The 17270-nt window shown below is 64.3% G+C and carries 12 protein-coding genes; 4 read left to right on the top strand and 8 right to left on the bottom strand.

What is annotated here, in order from left to right; genetic code table 11:
- Window positions 1–16 precede the first annotated feature (16 nt).
- From ACH79_RS09110 to ACH79_RS09100, 3 genes are all read right to left on the bottom strand, one after another.
- Window positions 17–913, bottom strand: coding sequence for an efflux RND transporter periplasmic adaptor subunit (locus ACH79_RS09110; protein WP_161850720.1), 897 nt, complete (start codon window positions 911–913; stop codon window positions 17–19).
- Window positions 914–984: 71 nt separating this feature from the next.
- Window positions 985–1854, bottom strand: coding sequence for an alpha/beta fold hydrolase (locus tag ACH79_RS09105; RefSeq protein ID WP_161850719.1), 870 nt, complete (start codon window positions 1852–1854; stop codon window positions 985–987).
- 81 nt (window positions 1855–1935) lie between these two features.
- The gene (locus ACH79_RS09100) at window positions 1936–2796 is read right to left on the bottom strand and encodes a class I SAM-dependent methyltransferase (protein ID WP_161850718.1); all 861 of its coding nucleotides are present in this window, start codon (window positions 2794–2796) and stop codon (window positions 1936–1938) included.
- 233 nt (window positions 2797–3029) lie between these two features.
- Here ACH79_RS09100 and ACH79_RS09095 point away from each other — a divergent pair, with 233 nt between their 5' ends.
- From ACH79_RS09095 to ACH79_RS09085, 3 genes are all read left to right on the top strand, one after another.
- Window positions 3030–4604 (top strand): winged helix-turn-helix domain-containing protein, encoded by a 1575-nt coding sequence (locus tag ACH79_RS09095; RefSeq protein WP_161850717.1) that lies wholly within the window; start codon window positions 3030–3032, stop codon window positions 4602–4604.
- 197 nt (window positions 4605–4801) lie between these two features.
- Window positions 4802–5029 (top strand): tautomerase family protein, encoded by a 228-nt coding sequence (locus ACH79_RS09090; RefSeq protein WP_161850716.1) that lies wholly within the window; start codon window positions 4802–4804, stop codon window positions 5027–5029.
- A 201-nt stretch (window positions 5030–5230) separates the two neighbouring features.
- Complete coding sequence (locus ACH79_RS09085) at window positions 5231–5497, top strand: DUF1127 domain-containing protein (RefSeq protein WP_246738479.1); 267 nt, start codon at window positions 5231–5233, stop codon at window positions 5495–5497.
- A 400-nt stretch (window positions 5498–5897) separates the two neighbouring features.
- On the opposite strand, the gene ACH79_RS09080 is transcribed toward ACH79_RS09085, so the two are convergent.
- From ACH79_RS09080 to ACH79_RS09070, 3 genes are all read right to left on the bottom strand, one after another.
- On the bottom strand, window positions 5898–6926 hold the full coding sequence (locus ACH79_RS09080; protein WP_161849768.1) for an IS110 family transposase: 1029 nt from the start codon (window positions 6924–6926) through the stop codon (window positions 5898–5900).
- Window positions 6927–7367: 441 nt separating this feature from the next.
- The gene (locus ACH79_RS09075; protein WP_161850715.1) at window positions 7368–9833 is read right to left on the bottom strand and encodes an adenylate/guanylate cyclase domain-containing protein; all 2466 of its coding nucleotides are present in this window, start codon (window positions 9831–9833) and stop codon (window positions 7368–7370) included.
- A 208-nt stretch (window positions 9834–10041) separates the two neighbouring features.
- Window positions 10042–12108 (bottom strand): AsmA family protein, encoded by a 2067-nt coding sequence (locus ACH79_RS09070; RefSeq protein WP_161850714.1) that lies wholly within the window; start codon window positions 12106–12108, stop codon window positions 10042–10044.
- A gap of 217 nt (window positions 12109–12325) precedes the next feature.
- Here ACH79_RS09070 and ACH79_RS09065 point away from each other — a divergent pair, with 217 nt between their 5' ends.
- Window positions 12326–13000: a Crp/Fnr family transcriptional regulator gene (locus ACH79_RS09065; protein ID WP_161850713.1), complete on the top strand. Its 675-nt coding sequence runs from the start codon at window positions 12326–12328 to the stop codon at window positions 12998–13000.
- Window positions 13001–13097: 97 nt separating this feature from the next.
- Here the strand turns inward: ACH79_RS09065 and ACH79_RS09060 are convergent, their stop codons facing one another.
- Both ACH79_RS09060 and ACH79_RS09055 read right to left on the bottom strand, forming a co-directional pair.
- Window positions 13098–16256: an efflux RND transporter permease subunit gene (locus ACH79_RS09060; RefSeq protein ID WP_161850712.1), complete on the bottom strand. Its 3159-nt coding sequence runs from the start codon at window positions 16254–16256 to the stop codon at window positions 13098–13100.
- Window positions 16256–17179: an efflux RND transporter periplasmic adaptor subunit gene (locus ACH79_RS09055; protein WP_161850711.1), complete on the bottom strand. Its 924-nt coding sequence runs from the start codon at window positions 17177–17179 to the stop codon at window positions 16256–16258. The genes ACH79_RS09060 and ACH79_RS09055 overlap by 1 nt, the downstream gene beginning before the upstream one ends.
- Between the last annotated feature and the right edge of the window lie 91 nt (window positions 17180–17270).

Here is a 17270-nt window from a genome sequence, read left to right as displayed (position 1 = left end):
TCGATTATCGACCCGCCTACTTCGCGTCCGCGCTCGCCGTCACTGCCCGCACCGGATCGCCCTCGCGCAAGAGCGCGCCGGCGCGCGCCACCACGATGTCGCCTTCCTGCAGGCCAGAGGTGATCTCGACCTGGCCGGCCGCCATCAGCCCGGTTTCCACCCGCCGCGTTTCGACGCGGGCGCGCCGCACCACCTGCACCACGGTGCCGGCGCTGCCGTAGAGGATCGCGGTCAGCGGCACCGCGACGCCGCAGCTCTGCCCGGTCTTGATCTGCGCGCGGCCCGATGAATTGACCAGCAGGCGGCGGTTGGTGGTGACGCCGACGAACACCTGCGCGAGCTGGCTGTTCGGCTCCACCGTGGTCGACAGCCGCCGCACCTTGCCGTCGACCTCGCCGGCGCCGATCACCTTGATGCGCGCGGTCTGGTTCACCTGCAGCTTTTGGATATCGCGCGTCGGCACCATGCCGACCAGGTCGAACTCGCCGCGCGCGATGATCGAGAACAGCGCCTCGCCCTTGGCTGATGCCATCGCGCCGACCGACGCGGTGGACGCCGAGATCACCCCCGCCACCGGCGCCTGCACCGAGATCGACCCGCCCTCCGGCGGGCTCAGCTTCGCCATCACCTGGCCCGCGCTGACGCTGTCGCCCGCATCCACCATCACCTCGGTCACCTTCAGCCCCATCCGCTCGGGCCGCACTTGCGTCTCCTCGCGCGGAATGATGGTGCCGGAGACCTCGACGATATTGGCGAAACAGGATTTCGCGGCCTTGAGCACGGTGACGGCGGCGCCTTTCGGGGCGGCGTCCTCGTCGGCGGCGAGCAGGGGGGTGGTGGAAAGACAGATCATGCCCGCGGTAATCAGGGCAGTGAGTTTCGGTGCAAGGTCGCGCGCGGCAAAGGCGGGCATCGGCAATTCCCTCTCAAATTCAGGGTGTTGGAATATCAGAAAGCGCGCCTCGCAGCCAAGCGCCAAGAATGTCACCCTTCCGCCAGGCTGGCAGCCTCCGCCGGCGCCCCCTCGAGCGCCAGCGGAACGCCAGCCAGTTCATCCGCGCGAGCGATGTGCCGCACGATCGCGGGATTGACTGATGACACATGGGTGAGCGGGAGCATATGGCCGGCGGCCGATAAATGCCGGACCTCGGCGCCATCAATGATAGCACCGAGCCGCTGCACGATGCGTTGGGTGAGATAGGGCGACAGCCCGCCTGAAAACAGCAGCGTCGGAACGCGAAGCGAGGCCGCCGCGACCGCGACGTTCTCTTCGGCGAACGCCGCCGTGAAATCGAAAGCGAGCTTGTGGCCGCGCTCGACCATGCGAAGGCGCGCGCTGGCCGGCAGCGGATCCTGCGGACCGGAGCCGTTCCAGAACGCGATGAACATGTCGATCGCCTCGAGCACCGATCCGTTCCAGAGGTCTTCGGAAACGTCACGCGCGACCTGCGCGAAACGCGCGTGCAACCGCCGGTCCGCATCGCTCTCGCACAGCAGCGTCGGCAGAACCGGTTCGATCAGCGTCAGGCTTCGTACCCGATGCGCGAACGGGGAACAGGTCGCGACCTTGAACGCAATCGCGCCGCCGTAGGAATGGCCGACGAGATGGATGGGCCCCTTCGCGTCGTTGAGCGTGCCGCTTAAGGCTCGGACTTCTTCTGCGAGCGTCAGGGGCAGATCCAGGGCGCATCCATTGGCGCCATAGCCCGAGATATCGGGGGTGAAAAATGAATGACTGCGCCCGAGTTCATCGGCGAGCGCCTTCCACTGGCGGCCCGAGCCGAGCGAGCAATGCAGGGCCACGACGCAAGCCTTGTCGCGCTCCGCGCGCGAAATCTGAATTACATTCGTCATCGGAATAATCCTGATTTGTAGATGGGACGTCACCAGCGGGGCCATGCGAAGGGCCCCGCTTGAATCACCGGAGCGGACGTTTCAGCGCTTGGTGATGACAACCTCGAGATATTCGCTGGGCACGACCATCGTGCCGTCGCCGGATCTGTTCATGCGAACGATCAGGGCGTTCAGATCGTCGTGCAGCTCTTCCTGTTTTGCCGGCTCAAGGGCTGCGAAGGCCTTCAGCACCGGGCCGTAATACGTCTTGAACACGTCGAGGAAGTGTGCCGGCGAGCGATAGCGGAACTTGAACAGGCGCGATTCCGCCCTGATCGCGCGCGCATCAGTGTCGAACATTTCGGTCAGCCGCGCGCGCGTTCCCCACAGCGCCGGCGATTTGGCGCCGGCGGGGGGCGGCAGATATTTGCCGAGCGTCTTGAAGACCTGTCCGATGAAGCCTTCCGGCGTCCAGTTCGCCAGGCCGATCTGGCCCTTGGGCTTGCAGACCCGCATCAGTTCGGCGGCCGCGCGGTCCTGGTTCGGCGTGAACATGACGCCGAAGGTGGAGAGCACCGTGTCGAAACTGCCATCGTCGAACGGCAGATTTTCCGCGTCTGCCTCCCTGAATTCGATTTGCATGCCTTCGGCCGCGGCGCGCGCCCGGCCGCGCTCCAGCAGTGCCGGCACGTAATCGGTCGAAGTGACGTCGCACCACCGCCGCGCCGCGGCGAGGCTCGCCATGCCATTGCCGGCGGCGACATCGAGCACCTTTGAGCCGGCCTTGAGATCGAGCGCCTCGCAGAGTTCTTCGCCGACGATCTGCAGCGTCGAGCCGACAATGGCGTAATTGCCTGACGACCATGCGGCTTGTTGACGCGTCTTGAGGGCTGCGAGGTCGGGGGCTGGTTGGGCAGAATCGGATTGGGTCTGGGTTGCTGCAACCGCAGTCTGGCCGGCCATCGATGTCTCCTTGTCCGGATGGGGCGGCCACGGGAGGCGGCCGCGATGAACCGAACATGGCCCTGTCAGGACCTAAAGACTGTGATGCCGGGCTGATTTTGCCTTGAGAGGATCCTGATTTTTCAGTGAGATTTCTTCTTCTGTGAGATTTCTCACACATTCCTGAAAGTAAATTCGCTCTACCCTCGCTTGCGGGACGAAGTGATCTAGGATGATTTAACCGGGATGAAGCCGTGCAATTTCATTTTTCAAACCATGTGCTTGATGTCGATCTTCGCGAGCTGACCCGCGGCGGCGAGAGCGTGGCGGTCGAGCCGCAGGTGTTCGATCTCCTGGTTCACCTGATCGAAAACCGCGACCACGTCGTCACCAAGGACGATCTGATCGAGACGGTGTGGGATGGCCGCATCGTCTCCGAATCCACGTTGACGAGCCGGATCAACGCCGCGCGCAGGGCGATCGGCGACAGCGGCAAGGATCAAATCATGATCCGCACGCTTCCGCGAAAAGGCTTTCGCTTCGTCGGCGACGTGCAGCCGCAGCCCGGCGCTGGTGAAGTGCACGCGGGTTCGCCCCAGCTCGACCTCACCGGCGAGCCGCTGCACCCGCCACATCAGGCGTTTGACCGAACCGCGATTGCGGTGTTGCCGTTTGCCAATCTCAGCGGCGAGCCGGGGCAGGAATATTTTTCCGAAGGCATCAGCGAGGACATCATCACCGCGCTGTCGAAGCTGCGCTGGTTTTACGTGATCGCGCGGAACTCCTCGTTCATCTACAAGCAGAAATCCGTCCACCACCGGCAGATCGGCGAGGAACTCGGTGTCGGCTACGTCGTCGAAGGCAGCGTGCGCAAGGATGGCGACCACGTCCGCATCACGGCCCAGTTGGTCGACGTGGCAACCGGCAGTCACCTCTGGGCGGAGCGCTACGACCGCAATCTCGCCGACGTTTTCGCCGTGCAGGATGAAATCACCCAGGCCGTCGTGGCGGCGATCGAGCCGCAGCTCTACGCCGCCGAGGATTTTAGGGCCCGGCGCAAGACGCCTGACAATATGGATGCGTGGGACCTGGTGATGCGGGCGCTGTCGCATTACTGGCGCGTGACGAGGCAGGACAATCTGGTCGCGCAGGCGCTTTTGGAAAAGGCGATCGCTGTCGATCCCGCTTACGGCCAGGCGCTCAGCCTGCTTGCGGCCTGCCATACATTCAGCGCCCATATGGGCTGGCAGGAATTGCCCAAGGTCATTCCGGTCGCGGAACGCGCGGCGTTGGCGGCGATCCGGGCCGACAGTGAGGACGCGTGGGCGCACTATGCGCTCGCCAGCGTCTATCTGTTCCAGGGACGTTTTGATGATTGCATCGCCGAATTCGAACTGGCACTGCGGCTCAACCCCAATTTCTCGCCCGCTCGCGGCATTTACGGCGTTGCGCTTTCCTATCGCGGGCGCTGGGAGGAGGGCGATCGTGCCGCGCGCGAGGCACTGAAATTCTCGCCCCGTGATCCCTTTGCCGCGATCTATTGCGGCGTCGCCGCCTATTGCCAGTATGTCGGCAAGAATTACGCGGAGGCGATTCGGCTGTCGCGCGAAGCGCTGCGGCAGCGCGCCGACTTTGTCGGCGCCCACCGCGTGCTGACCGCTGCCCTCGGCATGGCCGGCGGCACTGATGCCGCCAAGGCTGCGCTCGAGGGCCTCCGCCGCGCCCAGCCCAACATCTCGCTCGCCTGGCTGACGACCGGATTGCCGTTCGAGCACGAGGCGGACAAGGCGCATTACCTGGAAGGGTTTCGGCGCGCGGGCTTGCGATAATTGAGGTCTGCAATAGCTGCGCGGCGATATCTCAAGCGGATATGGACGGTAAATCACAGCTGTCTAAAAGTCTTCGCCGACTGTCACGGGCATGTTGACGCTGCCCTCGCTTCCGCGAGGTCCAGAGCGTTTTCGAGCGAAGTGGATACCGGTTCGCGTGAAGAAAACGCGTCAAAAGTAAGAGCAGGAAGAACGACATGCCATTGATAGAGGTTCACGTCATCGAGAACGTGTTCAATGCCGAGCAGAAGCGCCAGATGATCAGCAAGCTCACGGACGCCATGGTGTCGATCGAAGGCGAGAACATGCGCGGCGTCACCTGGGTCAAGATTTCCGAAGTCGCGAGCGGCGATTGGGGCATCGGCGGTCAGCCGGTGACCACGGAAGCCGTCAAGGATCTCGCGGCCGGCCGAAAGGTGGCCTGACGCGCTGCGCCTTGCGTCGCCGGCGGGCTGGCCCTGCCGGCGTTGCGGTGCATCGCTTGCTTATTTGGATCCATCACGCAGCCGTGTCCGGTGCTCGTTGCCGCGCCGAAGCCTGCTGACACCATGCTGGCAGCAGGCCTTCGATAGAGAGGGGGCCGGCAAGATCGCCGGGTTCCGGCTACTCTTTGAAAGAAAATTGCCATGACGATGCTGAGCACCATTCCGACCTCCGCCACCAGGCCATTTGCTTGGAGACCTGCGCTTTGGCCGGCGCACCTGCGCCGTCTCATCAACCGCTTCATTGCGTCGGTGATCGCGCGCCACGAGCGCCACGCCGCGCGCGTAGCCCTGCACAGGCTCGACGACCGCCAGCTCCAGGATATCGCGATGAGCCGCTCCGAGATCGAAAGCAGGCTCGAAGAATTGGCGCAGACCCGCGCGCGAATGCAGCAGCCGGGGTGGCATTGAGGGATGGGGCGACGGAACGTTCGCAGGATTCGTAGGGCGGGCAAAGCCAACGGGTCGCGCGAATGCGCGCCCGATGACAGGCTCCGCATGCCCACCATCTTCTCCCACGTTCATAGCTTGGTGGGCACGCTTGCGCTTTGCCCACCCTTCTGTAACGGGCCTCGATTAGTCAATCCCTTTGCGTTGTCCGCCCGCCGGGGTCTCGCTTCTGTACGGGGTCGGCGCAGGGCCGCCACCTGATGGGGTTGGAAGAGGATAGGTCGACCAATCTACGTTGTGCGTGCTCACGAGGGCGACCTGGTGGGCAACGGCCTGACCTGATCCATCGTCCCGGCGAAGGGACTTCGCTTCGAGAAGGCCTGGTGTTGTGACCCGCCCGAAAACTGTTGTGTCTCTCCTGTTAGGCTGCGGCAGCAGCGGCGTTAAAGGGTGTTCCGTCGGCGAGCATGCGATGCATGATCACCGCGAGCCGGCGCGCCAGCGCCACTTTGGCTTTGTTCGTGCCGGCGCGCCGTTTGATCCGCATGGCCCAGCTCTTCAATTGCGAACAGCCTTTGACCGGCTTGGTCAGCATGACGTTGGCGGCTTCGTAAAGCACCGTGCGCACCGAAGCATCACCGATCTTGCTGATCCGGCCGGTGTAGTCGGTCTCGCCGGATTGATGCTTCTTCGGGGTCAACCCGAAATGGGCTCCTGCCTGCTTCGACGATTTGAACCGGGCTGGATCGTCGATCGCGCTGGCATAGGTTAGCGCCACGATTGGGCCGACCGCCGGGACTGACGTCAGCAGCCGTGCTTGCATGTCGGATCGCACCATCCTGCGGATCTGCTTCTCGAAGGCTGCGAACTCGGCCCGCAGCACTGTTCGCACCGCTAGCAGCGCCTTGGCGATCGTTTGCAGGTGCGGGTGGCCCGCCACGAGCTCCTCGATCCGTCCCGCGAACGTCTGCCCGGTCGTCTTGCCAACCTTCAGGCCAAAACCGCGCAGGATCCCGCGCAGACTGTTCTCCACGTCGTGAAGCTTCGATTGCACCAGCTTGCGCGCCGTCAGCAGCGATCGGGTCTCTTGCGCACTCATCGATTTGCAATGCACTGGCCGGAACCAGCCCAGCCGCATCAGTTGCGCGATGCCGCGGGCATCGTTGCGATCCGACTTGACCGGCATCGCCTCGAACGCCTTCCGCACGTGCCGCGTCTCCAGCAGTTCCACGGCAAGGCCGGCTATCTTCATGGCCGCAAACAGCCATTGCGACAATGGTCCGGCCTCCAGCCCGATCCGCTCCAGGCCGAAGCCCAGCGAACCGAACCAGGCGATTAGGGCTTGCGGCTCGCTCGCCACCTTGGCCTCGCGCACGATCTTGCCATTGGCGTCGACAACGCACACGCTCGAGCATTCCAATGACACGTCGATTCCGGCATAATGCTCCATGGTCGTCTCTCCTTGATGCTTGGAGCGAGGCTCATCCCTCTGACTCCGTAACACCATCAATGTGAGGGACGACCGCCCGCCTTCCAGGCAGGTCGCGCGAAGCGCGCCACCCAACACCGCCGTAGCAAGCGCGGCTTGCCTGGAGGGTGGACCGGGGCCCGTTACCCCATCTACGGCAGCTAGTTGCTTCAGCGCGCCTCAATTTGCGATAGGAAAAAAGTCCGATCTGGGTTTTGCAAGCCCTCGTCGAGAGCTGATGCAGCCTGGCATCACGCCGGCAGTCGCCGGCTACCTTGCATGGGGTTGTTTTCCATATTTTTGGCTGGACGGCCGCAACAGCCTCGTAGGGCAGGCAAAGCGGAGCCGTGCCCCCCACCGTGCAACGTCACGCTCCCGAGGGAATGGTAGGCACGCCTTCGCTTTACCTACCCTGCAAAGCAGTTACTGCATCTTCTTCCGTCGCGCGGCCGCTGCATCCACCACATTATCCACCGCCTCGCGCCAGCTCACGATCTCCGCCGCCAGGATCGGATGATTGAATCCCTTCAGGTTCAGATCATCGATCGGCCGGCCCTCGACCCACTGCTCCACCATGCCGTAGACGCGACGGCTCACCACGATCTGGTTGGCCTTGGCCTCGTCGCACAGGCGCGACGCCAGATTGGTGACGCTGCCGATTGCTGCATATTCAAGCCGCTGCTCGAAACCGATCTGGCCGAGCGTGGCGTAGCCGAGCGCGATGCCGATGCCGAAGCCGAGATTGTGGCCACGGTTGCGCCACTTCTCGGTCAGGCCGCCGACCGTGTCGCGCATTTCCACCGCCATCCGCACCGCGCGCGCGGTGTGATCGTCGAACTGGATCGGCGCGTTGAACAGGATCATCACGCCGTCGCCGGCATAACGGTCGAGCGTGCCCTCGTACTTGAAGATCAGCTCGCCGAGCGCTGCGTGATATTCGCGCAGCACGTTCATCGCCTCTTCCGGCTCGGTGGTCTCGGTGAATGCCGTAAAGCCGCGCAGGTCGCAGAACACGACCGTCACCTCGCGGCGGTGGCTGTCGAGCAGGCCCGCATGGCCATCGGAGGAGGCGATCAGTTGCGCCACCTGCGGCGCCAGGAAACGCTCCAGCCGCCGGATGCGCTCGATCTCGCCGAGCTGCGTCTCCACCCGCTCCTCCAGCGATCTGTTCCAGTCGCGGAGCTGGTCGGTCTGCTCCTGCAGCTTGCCGGCCTGCTGGCGCACGATGTCGTTGGCGTCCTGCAGCTCGCGGCTCTTGTGGTCCACTTCGGTGAACAGCCGTGCATTGCGCATCGCCAGCACCGCCTGGTGCGCGAAGGTCTTCATCAGGCCGATCAAATTGGCGGAGAATTCGCCCTCGTTCCGCCGCAGCACCACCAGCGATCCCAGAATGCCGGTCTGGTCCACCAGCGGCACCACCAGCACCGAGTGGAAGCCGGCCTCAACAGCGACATCGCGCAAGGGATGTTCGGATATCGCGCTGAGCTGCGGGATCGCGATCGGCTCGCCGCTGGTCGCGGCTTCGCCGAGCGGCGAGTGGTCAGCGTCGATGGCGCGGTGGCGGCCCTCGGCGTCCTTGTCGATGCCGATCGCCTCCGTCAGGTTGAACTGATGATTGCCGGCGTCATAGCCATAAATCAGCACGGCGTCGGCATGGGTGATTTCGAGCGCGCGCGCGGCGACCGTCGGCAGCACGGCGTTGAGGTCGAGCGAGGAGGCGACCGCGCGGCCGACCTCCTCGAGCACCTTGAGCTCGTTGATCGATTGCGCCAGGTCCCGCGTCCGCTCCTTGACCTTGGATTCGAGGTTCGAATAGGTCTCGGCGAGCTGCCCGGCCATGCCGTTGAACTGGTTGGCGAGCTCCTCCAGCTCGTCCGCCGTCTTCACCTCGATGCGGTGGCCGAAATCGCCGGCGCCGAGCCGCCGCGCGCCGGCCTGCAGCGCCGTGATCGGCACCAGCATGCGCCGCGCCATGATGGTGCCGGCGATGATCGCGACCACGAGGCCGAGCCCGATCAGAAGCGCGATCCGCACCAGCTGGTCGCGGATCGGTGTCAGCGCCTGCGCCGTCGGCTGCTCGAAGAATACGCGCCAGCCGAGTTTCGGCACCACGCTCGATGTCGTCAGCACGGCGTCGCCCCTGACATCGGTGCCTGACGCGGGCGCGACGCCGCCGGGCTTGCTGACGGCCAAGACCTGCGGCAGCTTCGACAAATTCTTGCCGACCTCGGGCCCGTTCGAGGAAGTGGCCAGCACGTCGCCCCTGGCGTCCGTGACATAGGCGTACGCCACCCTGCCGATCTGGGCGTCGATCAGAAATTCAGAGAGGAAATCAAGATCGATTTCGGCCACCGTGACGGCGCCATCGGCATGCGACAGCACGATCGACATGAATGGCCGCTCGCCGCGGAAGTAGGCCGGGGCAAAACTGGTGCCGCGTGCGGCGGTCTCGGTCAACCTGACGTCCCGGGAGAAGTCCGCGTTGCTGCCGGGCGTGACGATCTGGCGCGTCATGCGAAGCTGTTCGCGGCCCTGGGCATTCAGCAGCGAGAGCTGGCTGACCTGAGAAACCTGACGCAGCAATTGGGCGTAGTCGGCGCGGCGGAGCTCCAGCGTTGCGGCTTCGCTGTCCTTGGTGGCGCTGGCGCGCGTCACCCAGGAAATCTGCCGTTCGAGGTCGGAGAGCGACTGCTGGATGCGCTTGGCGGTCGCCTCCGCCTTGTCCGACATGCCGTCGTGGAGCGAGCTCTTGATGCCGCGATAGGTGATCCAGATTTCCATCGCGCCGTTGACGGCCAGCACGAACACGACGAGCCCGACCAGCGCGACGACGTATTTGGCGAACAGCCCCTCGCGCAGAAACCAGACCCTGTCCTTGCCCTCGCTCATCCGGACCCTCGTGCGCCACGCCCAGAATAGCGCGCGCATCCGTTCGTCGCTTGTGGGGCATGCCACAATTGGCGCCCCGGATGAGGGCCTGTTTAGCACGAATTGACAGGACCGGCGGTCCGTCCGCCAGCATGGTTAGCCACGATTCCAGGCAGAAAATCGTGGGATTCGTCGTCGCGGCCGGGCGCGGGGCGAGGGAGCGCCGCACTCACCGATTGAACAATTGCCGTAACACCTCGTTCATCGGCTGGCTGTCCTGCTGCGCGGTCGTATCGCCGGGCGGCGTGGGAGCGGCGGGCTCGGCCGGTGCGGCTTGGGGTGGCGCAGCCTGGGTTGGCGCCTCGGCTGGCGAGGTCGGCGTCAGGCTGCGTTGACCGCCCGGCCGCGCGCCGCCCTGGCCTTGTCCTAATCCGCTCAAGCCCTGCTGAATCAGATTGCCGATGGTCTCGCCGAGCTGGCCGCCGAGCGGCTCGTTCGGCTTGCCGGCCTGGCCGGTGCCGGATGCATTGCCCTGTCCGCCGGCCGTTCCCGGCTGTCCGCCGAGCAGGTTGCCGATCGCAGCACCAAGCCCGGCGCCATTGGGCCCGAACAGGCCCTTGCCCATTTCTTTCAGCTTGGCATAGCCCGCTTCCGGATTGTCGAGGATGCCCTGCATCTCCGGATAGATCCGTGGGCTCCCCCACGGGCCCTCGATCATCACGGGAATGCCGAACCCGACCGGATCGCCGGCGCGGCCCTGGCCTTCGGTGGTCATCACGAGTTTTGGCTCGACGCGAAAACCGATCTGCTTGGTGCCGAGATCGATGGTGCCGACGCCGGTCATCTTCACCAGCGGCCCGACGAGGTTGAGATCGGTGGTCTGCGCCTGGCCCTTGTCGATCCTGAACGACGCCGACAATTGCGACAGATCCGTCGCCTTTTCCGCGCTCTCCTGCCAGCCCGACAGCGTACTCGCCGTCAGCGAGCGGATCATCTGCGCGACATTGAGCCCCTTGATCGCGCCGTCCTGGAACACGACGAAGGCGGTGCCGGCCATGTTCGACATGATCGCGCGCTGGCTGATGCCGGAGGAGCGCACGCTGATCTTCGCCTGCATCTTGCCGTCGAGCTTGTCGAAATCGGCAAGGCCGCTCAGCAGCGGCAGCGCGCGCACGCCGGTGAGATCGGCCCGCATCGCATAGGTGGGAGTGGCGGTGGAGACGTCGGCGGTCAGGTCGCCGCTGGCGTTGCCCTCGTAGGCGCCGAGATTGGAAACCTGCGCCTTCAGGACACCGCTTGTAAGGTTGGCGTCGATCGCGGCGGGGGTGAAGCGGGCGTCGCCGATCTTGAGTTCGGCCGCGGAAATGCGCGCCTGCAGGTCGACGTAATTGAGGCCGTTGACGTCGATCGTCGCATTGCTCCAGGGCTGCGCCGAGGAATCGGTGCTGCGCGACATCTCGACCGTGAGCCGCTGGAAATCGAGATCGAGTTTTACCAGCGGCTTGCTCGACAGATCGACCGAGGCCCAGCCGTTGAATGCGCCGTCACCAAGCGCGCCGGTGACGCTGTTGATCATCACGACCGAGCCGTTGAGCCGGGCTTCGGCCTTGGCCGTGAGCTGCGCGGTCAGCAGGCCGGGCGCGTCGATCTTGATCTCGGCCGGGATGTTCTGCCGCTCGACCGGTGCTGCGGGCAGCGCCGCCTTGACCTCGAATTTCAGCGGAGAGCCACTGCTGCGCCCGCTGCCGGTCAGCACGACCTTGCGGTCGGCGTCGACAGTGATGTCGGCGTTGACGGTCTCGATCCTTCTCTCGACGCGGTCGCGCACATTGGAGAGCACGATGGTGCCGCCAGTGATGCTGACATGCTCGATCGAAAAGGCATCAGCGGACTTGCCGCTCGCGGGCTTCGTGGCAGGAGTAGTGTCCCTCGCGCGCTCGCGTTGCAGCGGCAGATTCACCACGGGGCGGATGATGACGAGGTCGGTGATCTGCGGCTTGCCGGCCCACAGGCTCGCAAGCGTCACGTCCGCCTCAATGCTCGCGGCCGTGAAACGGCGATTGATGTCGCGATCCCTGGGATTCTCCAGCGTGACATCGTTCAGCCGAATGTTGAGCTGCGGCCACAGGCCGATCTTGGCGCCGCCATTGATGGCGAGCTTGTAGCCGGTTTCGCGCTCGACCCGCTCCTGTATCTGCGCCGTCAGGTAGCCGGAGGGGACGCCGATCACCAGCAGCAGCGCGATGACGACGATCACGGCGGCAATGGCGGCGCCGGCAATTTTCAGTGCTTTCATATCGATATTCCAGACCGCGCAAACGGCTCTTATTTCGGTGGTTCGACACGCCGTCGCAACCCGGTCAGGCGAGCTTATCCCGGAAGGGATAGCGCCCAAAGCAGCCAAAAATATTCCGCAGGTGCTGCAAACTTATGTGACTTATGACACACTCGCCGGCAGGAGAAACCTGCTAACGGCGTTCGGGGGCGGTAAAGCCGATCTGGAAGGCAATACAATGAGCAAACAGGCCGAATTTGCGGTCATTTTGAAAATGAACCCGATGTTCGCCGATTTGGGCGCCGACGAATTGCAGCGCATTTCCGGCCTTTGCCACACCCAGCAGCTCGGCGTTGGCGAAATGTTGTTCCAGAAGGGGGATCCCGGCAATGCCCTGTACGGGGTCCGCCGCGGCCAGATCCGGATCGAAACCGGCGCCTCCGACGGCAGCCGCCTGACGCTGAATTTCATGGGTCCCGGCGATCTCTTTGGCGAGGTCGCCGTGCTCGACGGCCAGAGCCGTACCGCGGACGCTACCGCCGGCGAGCCGTCGGAACTGTTCGTGCTGCGGCGCGAGGATTTCCTCGCCTTCCTGGAGCGCGAGCCCAAGGTCGCGATCAAGATCATCATGCTGCTGTGCCAGCGTATCCGCTGGCAGAGCGAACGGATGGAAGAGTCCGTGCTGCAACCGCTGCCGGTCCGCTTGGCACGACGGCTCTGTGCACTGGCTTCCGATTTCGGCTCCGAAGTGCACATCTCGCAGGAGCAACTCGGCGTCTTCGTCGGCGCCGCCCGCGAAAGCGTCAACCGTCAATTGCAGCTCTGGCGCAAGGACGGCATTCTCGACCTGCAGCGCGGACGGATCCTGCTGCAGAACATGACCAAGCTGACGGCGGTAGCGAGGAACGAGTAGGCTCTATCGCGTGCGTGACGCGATAGAGATATCCGGCACATATTCCGGAGAGCGTGGAAAAGCGATCGCTAACGGGGTCGCTTGAGGTGCCGCACTTCTACTTCGCCGCAGGCCACATCGCCGGCGGCGCTGAAGGCGGACCCTTGGCCGGTGGCTCCTTGTGATCCGATCCGTGGTCGCCAGTCTCCGTCTCGCCGCTTGACACCAGGAGCTTCTGGCCGAAGCGCCAGCACAGGGCGCCGAGATCGTCCATCACCATGAACATCGCCGGCACGAACACCAGCGACAGGATGGTGGAGAAGATCAGGCCGCCGATCACGGCGAGCGCCATCGGGGAGCGGAACTCGCCACCGGCGCCGAAAGCGAGCGCAGAAGGCATCATGCCCGCGGCCATCGCGATCGTCGTCATCACAATCGGGCGCGCGCGCTTCATGCCGGCGTCGATCATGGCGTCTTCGCGCTTCTTGCCCTCGCGGATTGCCTCGACCGCGAATTCGACCAGCATAATGGCGTTCTTGGTGACGATACCCATCAGCATCAGGATGCCGATCCACACCGGCGTCGTGAGCTGCTTGCCGGTCAGCAGCAACGCCACGATCGCGCCGCCGATCGAGAGCGGCAGCGAGAACAGAATGGTGATCGGCTGCAGGAAGGTGCCGAACAGCAGCACCAGCACTGCGTAGACCATCATCAGGCCGGCGGTGATGGCGGTGGCAAAGCCTTCCGACAATTCGTTCAGGCTCTCGGCGTCGCCCGATGGGCTCACCTTCACGCCTTTCGGCAGGCTCTTCATGACTGGCAGTTCGTAGATCATCTTGGTGGCGTCGCCGAGCGCTGCGTTGCCGACGAGATCGGCGGCGACAGTTGCCTGCCGTTCGCGATCGTAACGGTTGATGCTGGTCGGCCCCTGATCGAGCTGGATGTCGGCGACAACCGACAGCGGCACGCCGCCGCGTTCGCCGCGCTGGCCGAGCGGCACCCGCAATTGCTGCAGCATCTGCAGATCGCTGCGCGCGCTGTCCTCGAGCTGGACGCGGATCGGCACCTGACGGTCGCCGGCATCGAATTTCGCCAATGCCGGACCGACGTCGCCGATGGTGGCCACGCGGATCGTCTGCGACAGGCTTTCGGTGGAGACGCCAAGCCTTGCCGCCAGTTCTGCCCGCGGCCGGATGCGCAGTTCGGGCCGGTCGAGCGAGGTTTCCGAAATCACGTTGGCGATGATCGGAATCCGCTTCATCTGCGTCGCCAGCTCGCTGGCGACGTTGTTGACGATGTTGCTGTCGACACCGGTGACGACCAGCGAAATCGCGCGCAAGCCGTTTTCGTCGAGGAACCAGAACCGAATATCGGGAACGTTCTCCAGTTCCTGGCCGATCTCGAGTTCGAGCTGCCGCTGGGTTATCTTGCGATCGGCCTTCGGCGTGTAATTGATGATCAGCGCAGCGCGGCGAACTTCCTGCGTCCCGGGCGGCACCCGTCCGCCGTCGACGAAGATGCTCTTCACCTCGGGCCGCTTGCGCAGCCGCGCCACGATTTCTTCCGTCACCTTCTCGGTGTAGGCGAGCTGCGAACCCGGCGGCAGCTCCATCGCCAGCAGCGAGCGCGCTGTATCCTGCGCCGGCAGGAAGCCTTGCGGCAGCAGCGTGATGCTCCAGATCGAGGCGGCGAACACGCCGAAGCCGATCAAGACGGTGATGAAATAGTGTTTCACCGACCAGGTCACGAGTTTGGCGTAGGTTTGCAGGATACGGCCAGGCGGCGGGTCGTCGTGCGGGTGATCCTTCAGAAAATAGGCGGCGAGCACCGGTGTGACGAAGCGGGCGGCAAGCAGCGAGAAGAACACCTGCACCGACACGGTGATGCCGAACTGCTTGAAGAACTGCCCGGCGATCCCTGACATGAAGCTGGCGGGCGCAAAGATCGCGATGATGGTCAGCGAAATCGCGATCACGGCGAGGCCGATTTCGTCGGCCGCTTCCAGCGCGGCACGATAGGGCGATTTGCCCATGCGTATGTGGCGCACGATGTTCTCGATCTCGACGATGGCGTCGTCGACCAGAATGCCCGTCGACAGCGTGATGGCGAGGAAGGACACCAGGTTCAGCGAGAAGCCGAGCAGATCCATCGCCCAGAACGCCGGGAAAATCGACAGCGGCAGCGAGATCGCGGCGATGATGGTGGCTCTGATATCGCGCAGGAACAGCAGCACGACGATCACCGCGAGGATTGCGCCCTCGAACAAGGTCGAGATCGCCGCATCGTAATTGCCCTTGGTGAAGTCGACCGAGGTGTCGATCAGCTTGAGGTCGACGTCGGGATAGGCAACCTTCAGCGCATCGATGCGCTTCTGCACCGCGGCGGCGACCACCACGTCGCTGGCGCCCTTCGAGCGCTTGATGCCGAGCGCCACCACCGGCTCGCCGTTGAAGCGGGCAAAGGTCCGTCGGTCGGCGATGGTGTCGGTGACAGTGCCGAGATCGTCGAGCCGTACCTCGCCGCCGCCGAACAGCGGAATCATGGTGCCGGCGAGTTCGTTCAGCGTCTTGGCGCCGGCCAGTGTGCGGATCGCCTGGTCGTTCTTGCCGATTTCGGCGCGGCCGCCGGCGAGGTCGACATTGGTGCCGCGCAGGATCTGGCTGACGTTGACCGCCGTCAAGCCGGCCGCCTGCAGGCGGTCGGGATCGAGCGACACCAGGATCTCGCGCTCGACACCGCCGATGCGCTCGACTTGCGCCACGCCTCGCACGCCCTGTAGCGCGCGTTTGACGACGTCGTCGACGAAATAGGAAAGCTGCTCCGGCGTCTTGCCGGGCGAGATCGCGGCATAAGTCACGATCGGCAGGCCGATCACGTCGACGCGCTGGATCAGCGGCTCGTTGACGTTTTGCGGCAGGTTGGCGCGGACGCGGGTGACGGCATCCTTGACGTCGTTCAGCGCGCGATCGGTGTTGGTCTCCAGCGCGAACTGGATCGTGGTCACCGAGAGGCCGTCGGTGATCGACGACGAAATATGCCGCACGCCCTCGACGCCGGATACGCCGTCCTCGATGGTCTTGGTGACCTGCGCTTCCAGCTCGGCCGGAGCCGCGCCGAACTGCGCGACCGCGACCGAAATCACGGGGATGTCGGCGCTTGGCAGCCGCGTCACCGCGAGCTTGGTGAAGCTGACCCAGCCCAGGACCAGGAGAATGATTGAAAAGACGATCGATGGAAGCGGATTCCGGATCGACCAAGCCGAGATGTTCAAAGCCATTAGCGTGCCCGCGTGCGCTCGAGTTCGTCGGCGAACATGGTCTTGACCTGGTCCCCGTCATGCAGCGAGGTGCCAGCATCGGCCACGACGATTTCGCCGACGTCGAGGCCTTCAAGAATTTCAGTTGAGGTTTCGGAAGTCAGGCCGACCCGGACCTTTCGAGTCTCGATGGTGTTGCCCTTGACCACCTGCAGGGTCAGGCGGTCGATGGCGGTGCGCGGGACGGCGACGCCGCAGGAGCGCTTGGCGTCGATATTGGCGCGGGCAAACATGCCGACCTTGAGCGAGGGATTGTTGTTGAGCGAAATCCGCACCTTGCCGAGCTGGGTGGTGCGATCGATCTGCGGCGAGATCTGCCGGACCTTGCCGACGACATCGGGCGCGTCGTCACGACTGATGCGCACCGTGGCACCCGGATTGAGCTTGAGCAGATGAACGCTCGGCACTTCGGCTTCGAGCTCGATTTCATTGTTCACGGAAATGCGGAACATCGGACCCGCCTGGGGCGAAGCCGGCGCGCCGATCGCGGTCCGGGCCTCGGTAACAAGGCCGGCCGCCGGCGCGCGAAGCGAGACCGGTCCGGGCCGGCCGGCGGGGGCGCCTGGCATTTGCGGCGGGGCAGTGAGGCGCGCCATCTCCTGGTTTTCGGTGACCGTATCGCCTTCCTTGACGAACAGATCGGTGACCCGGGAGCCTTCCTGATCGACGCCGACCTGAGCCTCGCGGCGCGGCACGATGAAGCCGGTAACGCGGACCATGTCGGAGAAGCAGGCATTGGTGGATTTGGTCACGATCACCAGCGCCTGGCCCGGCGTGTCCTTTGGTTCGGCACGAGGACGGTGCTCGAACCAGTAATAACCAACGGCCACAACGGCAACGAAGGCCGTTCCGAGCGCAGGTTTGAGGTATTCGGAGAATTTCATCGCCGCATCAATCCAGACTGAAAGTCAAATTTAAACAGGCACATTGAGCCGGCCGAAGGCCTGCAATGGCGCCCAAAACGAATACGTCCCG

Source organism: Bradyrhizobium sp. CCBAU 051011 (assembly GCF_009930815.1).
Classification (GTDB): domain Bacteria; phylum Pseudomonadota; class Alphaproteobacteria; order Rhizobiales; family Xanthobacteraceae; genus Bradyrhizobium.
The sequence above is the reverse complement of the archived record's forward strand: the minus strand, read 5'-3'. Positions and strand labels throughout refer to the sequence as shown.